The 4,488-nt window shown below is 71.7% G+C and carries 4 protein-coding genes; all 4 read right to left on the bottom strand.

What is annotated here, in order from left to right; all coding sequences use genetic code 11:
• On the bottom strand, window positions 1–478 hold a 478-nt coding region (locus N864_RS19600; protein WP_034721295.1), incomplete at its 3' end, for an arginase family protein.
• Between the two features lie 106 nt (window positions 479–584).
• Window positions 585–1,784 carry an acyl-CoA dehydrogenase family protein gene (locus tag N864_RS19595; RefSeq protein ID WP_034721293.1) on the bottom strand — a complete coding sequence of 400 codons (1,200 nt, stop codon included), beginning with the start codon at window positions 1,782–1,784 and terminating at the stop codon, window positions 585–587.
• 7 nt (window positions 1,785–1,791) lie between these two features.
• Window positions 1,792–3,072 (bottom strand): CaiB/BaiF CoA transferase family protein, encoded by a 1,281-nt coding sequence (locus tag N864_RS19590; protein WP_081794054.1) that lies wholly within the window; start codon window positions 3,070–3,072, stop codon window positions 1,792–1,794.
• A partial coding sequence (locus N864_RS19585; RefSeq protein ID WP_034721291.1) for an aldehyde dehydrogenase family protein occupies window positions 3,069–4,488 on the bottom strand: 1,420 nt, incomplete at its 5' end. The genes N864_RS19585 and N864_RS19590, both read right to left, overlap by 4 nt.

Here is a 4,488-nt window from a genome sequence, read left to right as displayed (position 1 = left end):
AGTAGGTGTCCCAGGTGTCGAGGTGGGCATCGAAGTGCACCACCGCGATCTCGCCATGTTGTTCGTGCAGGACGCGCAGGAGGGGGAGCGCGATGGTGTGGTCGCCGCCAATGGTGACGAGGCGGGCTCCCGTGCGCGCGATCTCGCGGGCCGCTTCGTCGATCTGGCGGATCGCCTCGGGGATGTCGAAGGGGTTGCAGGCGACATCGCCGGCGTCGGCAACCTGCTGCGTGGCGAAGGGCTGGACGTCCTGGACCGGGTTGTAGGTCCGCAGCAGCTTGGAGGAGGCGCGGACGTGAGCGGGTCCGAAGCGGGCGCCCGGGCGGTAGCTCACGCCGGAATCGAAGGGGACGCCGAGCACGGCGACATCGGCGTGGTCGACCTCGTCGAGTCGGGGAAGCCTCGCGAAGGTGGCCGGGCCGGCGAAGCGCGGCACGGCCGTTGCGTCGACGGGACCCCGGGGGCTGTGGTCGGTCATGGATTGCCTTTCGGAGCGGCGGGTTTGATCCGGTCGTCTTAGCGCGGCGAGGGGAGGGGGCGGTCGGCGGCATACGGACCGGCCCACAGCCCTGCATCATGGACGCTCAGCGGAAGGCAGGGAGGCCGGTGAGGGCTTGGCCGATGACGAGGGTGTGCATCTCGGCGGTGCCTTCGTAGGTCAGAACGGACTCGAGGTTGTTGGCATGACGAATGACCGGGAACTCCAGGCTGATCCCGTTGGCCCCCAAAATGGTTCGCGAGGTGCGGCAGATCTCGATGGCCTTGGTGATGTTGTTGTACTTGCCGACGCTGATTTGTTCGGGCCGGAGGGTGCCGGCGTCCTTGCGCCTGCCGAGGTGCAGGGCGAGCAGTTGGCCGTTGATCAACTCTACGGCCATGTTCGCGAGCTTTGCCTGGGTCAGCTGGTAGGACGCGATGGGCTGGCCGAACTGGTGACGGGCGATGCTGTACGTACGGGCGGCCTCGAGGGAGCTGCGGGCCGCGCCGAGGGCGCCCCAGACGATGCCGTAGCGGGCCTCGTTCAAGCACGACAGGGGACCCTTGAGCCCGCGAACCTCGGGGAAGGCCGCGCTGGCGGGCAGGCGGACGTTGTCGAGGATGAGCTCGCTGGTGACCGAGGCGCGCAGCGACATCTTGTGTTTGATCTCAGGGGCGGAGAAGCCGGGCGTGTTGGTCGGGACGACGAACCCGCGGATGCCGCCGTGTTCCTCGCCGGCGTTGGCCCAGACGACGGCAACGTCAGCGATGGACCCGTTGGTGATCCACATCTTGCAACCGTTGAGGATCCAGTCGTCGCCGTCCTTGCGGGCGCGAGCGCGCATCGAGCCAGGATCGGAGCCGTGGTCCGGTTCGGTCAGCCCGAAGCAGCCGATCGCTTCGCCGGCGGCCATCCGGGGCAGCCACTCCCGCTTGTGGTCCTCGGTGCCCCAGCGCCAGATCGCGAACATCGCGAGCGAGCCCTGGACGGACACGAGGGAGCGGATCCCCGAGTCGGACGCCTCGAGCTCGAGGCAGGCCAGGCCGTAGTCGACGGCGCTCATGCCGGCGCAGCCGTAACCGGTCAGGTGCATGCCGAGCAGGCCGACCTGCCCGAACTCTTTGGCCAGCTCGCGCGCTGCGGGTAGCTCGCCGCGCTCGAACCACTCCGCGATGTAGGGGTCGACGACCCGGTCGCAGACCTGTCGCACCGTGGATCGGATCGCCCTTTCCTCGTCGGTGAGCACGTCGTCGATGCCGACCAGATCGGTCGGGTCGAGCTTGCCCTTAGTGGTGGCTGCAGACATGGGGGGACTACCTCTCGTCTGTCGCGGTGATCGTCGCGGGTGGGGGAGCGGTGGCCAGAGGGGTCTCGCTGGGGCGGCCCTGGTCGAGCCACGCCAGGACGGCGTCGGTGTGCGCGCCGAGCTCCGGTGGCGGCATGGGGCGGGCGGGCCGGTATGCCGCCCAGCTGATGGGGTGTCGCACCTGACGCGGGTGCCCACCGCCCAGCTCGATGGTCGGGTCCAGGCCGAGGCTCTCCGCGAGGGCGATCCCGGCTCCGATGCTGTTGACCTGCCCGGCCGGAACCTGCACGTCAGTGAGGACCTGCGCCCAGTGCGCGGACGGGGCGCTGGCCAGTACCGCCTCGAGCTCGCGAATCAGTTCTTCGCGGTGGTTGACCCGGGCGGCGTTGGTCGCAAAACGCGGGTCGCCAGGCAGTGCCGGCAGTCCGAGTGCGGCGGCCAGCCGGGCGAACTGCTGGTCGTTGCCGGCCGCGACGGCCAGCAGCCCATCGGCGCACTGCAGCGTCTCGTACGGCGCGATGGAGGGGTGCCTGTTGCCCATCGGCACCGGGTCGATCCCCACGGATAGCTGCGCCTGAGCCTGGTTGGCCAAGGCTCCGAGCAGGCTGGTCAGGAGGGTGACCTCGAGGTGGTCGCCACGGCCGGTGCGGGTCCGGGCGGTCAGCGCGGCCAGGATGCCGATGACGGCGTCCTTGCCGGTGATCACATCGACCAGCGCCACACCTGCTTTGGTCGGTTCCCCGCCGGGGTGGCCGGTGATGCTCATCAGCCCGCCGACGGCCTGGACGATGAAGTCGTAGCCGAGCAGTCCCGCGCCTCTGGCGGAGCCAAAGCCACTGATCGAGCAGTAGACGAGGCCCGGGTTGGCCGGCGCCAGGTCCTCGTAGGCCAGCCCGAGCCGGGCCATCGTGCCGGGCTTGAAGTTCTCGATGACGACGTCCGCGCGCTCGGCCAGCCGCCGAGCTGCGGCCAGACCCGTCGGGTCGGCCAGGTCGAGGGCGACCGACTCCTTGGACCGGTTGACGCTGGCGAAGTAGGTCGACCCGTGCTCGGTGAAGGGTGGGCCCCATTGGCGGGTGTCGTCGCCGGCGCCGGGACGCTCTACCTTGATGACCCGGGCGCCAAGGTCGGCCAGAGTCATCGTCGCGAGCGGCCCGGCCAGCACCCGGCTGAAGTCCGCCACGACGATCCCGGCCAGCGGCTGCTGCCCGGTGTCACACGCCTGGCCGGGGCCGGCCGCGCCAGCCGACCGGCTGCCGGGGGTCCCGGGCGCCGTGGTGTCGGTCATGCCCCGGTCCTGGTGATCGGCAGGCCCCACGGGTTCTCATCGCGCAGGAACGGCGGCAACGCCTCCTGCGGTGCGTCCTGGAAGCACACCGGACGGGTGAACCGGAGCAGCGCGGTCGCGCCGACGCTGGAGGCGTCCGGCCTGGAAGTGGCCGGCCACGGCCCGCCGTGGTTCATCCCCCAGCTGGTCGCGACGCCGGTGGGCCAGCCGTCCACGACTACCCGCCCGACCTGAGCCGCCAGAGCAGCTACGGCGCGGCCGGTATCGGGGTCCTCGGGCCCGCTCGTGATCACCGCTCCGGCGAGCGAGGGCTGCAGCCGCGCCACCGCGGCGAGCGCGTCCTCGAGGCAGTCGTACTCGACGAGCAGGGCGACCGGGCCGAAGCACTCCTCAAGCAGGGGGGAGCCGGGCCGCAGCGCGTCCAGGCCAACGCCGAGGGCCGTCGGGCGCGCCGCGAATCCGGACGCATCCGCGACCTGATCCGGCGCGTCGGGTGCGGTGCTAAGGACCGTTGCGCCGGTCTCGACGAGGCGGGCCACCCCGTCCCGGTAGCTGTCCGCGATGCCCCGCGTCAGCAGCCACCCCGGGGGAGCGGCCGCAACGAGCCTGCCGACCTCCTCGCGGATGCCGGCTCCGGCCGGGGCGAACAGCAGCCCGGGCTTGGTGCAGAACTGTCCATGCCCGAGGGTGAAGGACTCGACGAAACCGGTCGCAACCTGCTCGGGCGCCCGGGCGCCGGAGGGGGTCACCACGACCGGGTTGACAGTCCCCATCTCAGCGAACACCGGGATCGGGCGATCTCGCTTCGCGGCGCGCTCGACAAGGGCCAGCCCGGCACGCTGGGAACCGGTGAATGCCACCGCGCTCACGTCGGGGGCGTCGACCAGGGCCAGCCCGGCCTCGAACCCAGCGACGAGCCCGAACGTGCCGTCTGGGGCGCCAGCCGCGCGGAGCGCCTCTGTGGCCAGCTCGGCCAGGGCGAGCGAGAGCCGGGGGTGGGCCGGGTGGGCCTTGACCACGACCGGGCAGCCGGCGGCGAGGGCCGAGCAGGTGTCGTGACCGAGCACGCCGAAGCCGAACGGGAAGTTGCTCGCCCCGAACACCGCGACCGGCCCCAGGGAGAGCTGGGCGCGGCGCAGCTCGGTCGGGACCGGGCCCGGCACGCTGTCGATCAGCGCCCCAATCCATCGGCCGTCCGCGGCGACGGTGCCGTAGAACCGCGCGGAGGCGGCGCACTTGGCCAGCTCGCCGCGCAGCCGAGGTTCACCGAGGGCGGTCTCCTCGTCGGCCAGCGCCCAGAGCTGTTCTGCGTGGGCCTCGAGCGCACCGGCGACCGCGCCCAACCAGGCCCTCCGGGTGGCAGGTGGCGTAGCCGACGTGAGCGGGAACGCGGCCGCGGCCGCCGCGACGGCCGCG

Origin of the sequence: Intrasporangium chromatireducens Q5-1 (assembly GCF_000576575.1) — a bacterium.
Taxonomy (GTDB): Bacteria; Actinomycetota; Actinomycetes; order Actinomycetales; family Dermatophilaceae; genus Intrasporangium_A; species Intrasporangium_A chromatireducens.
Note: the sequence above shows the minus strand (reverse complement) of the source record. Positions and strands in the feature narration are given on the sequence as shown.